Here is a 652-nt window from a genome sequence, read left to right on the forward strand (position 1 = left end):
TCATGGACCTCGCCATCGGTGATCATGATCGCGCCGCCGATGCGTGACGGCGGCACGTCGCGGAAGGCGCCTTCAAGCGCGCCGAACAGCCGTGTCTCGGTGCGCTCTTCGGCGGCCTCGGATTTGCCGGCCTCGACGACGCGCACGTCGAACTGCTTGAAGCGGCCAAGCCGCTGCTGCAGCCCGGCCAGCGCCTCGTCGGTCTGCTTGGTGCGATCGCCGATATCCTGGCTCTGGCTGCGGTCGACGACGAGGGCGACAACGCTTTTCAGCGGCTCGCGCTCCTCGTTGAGGAACACCGGGTTGAACAAAGCGGCGGCGAGCGCCAAAAGGGCGATGAAGCGGAAGACCGAGCCGCGCTGGCGAAACCACAGGCCGACAAGCGCCAGCAGCGCCAGCGGCACCAGCGCCAAGGCCAACAGGGGCCAGGAGATCAGCGGTTCGAAGGAAATCGACCAGTTCATCCCTTACCCTCCTCTTTTTGGGGAGGGTTTATCCGCGACCGGAGGGAACCAAACAAACTCATCTTACTGCCCCAGCCGTTCGAGCAGTATGGGCACGTGCACCTGGTCGGATTTGTAGTTGCCGGTCAGCATGTACATCATGATGTTGACGCCGGCGCGCAGCGCGTAGACGCGCTGCGCGCCGGCGT

General features: G+C 64.7%; 1 pseudogene. It reads right to left on the reverse strand.

Annotation, left to right across the window (positions count from 1 at the left end):
- Nucleotides 1-464: pseudogene (locus tag ENZ74_RS33605) on the reverse strand (hypothetical protein); the annotation flags it as partial.
- Nucleotides 465-652: the final 188 nt, after the last annotated feature.

Origin of the sequence: Mesorhizobium sp. M7A.F.Ca.CA.002.15.2.1, from assembly GCF_003998715.1 — a bacterium.
GTDB classification, from domain to species: domain Bacteria; phylum Pseudomonadota; class Alphaproteobacteria; order Rhizobiales; family Rhizobiaceae; genus Mesorhizobium; species Mesorhizobium ciceri.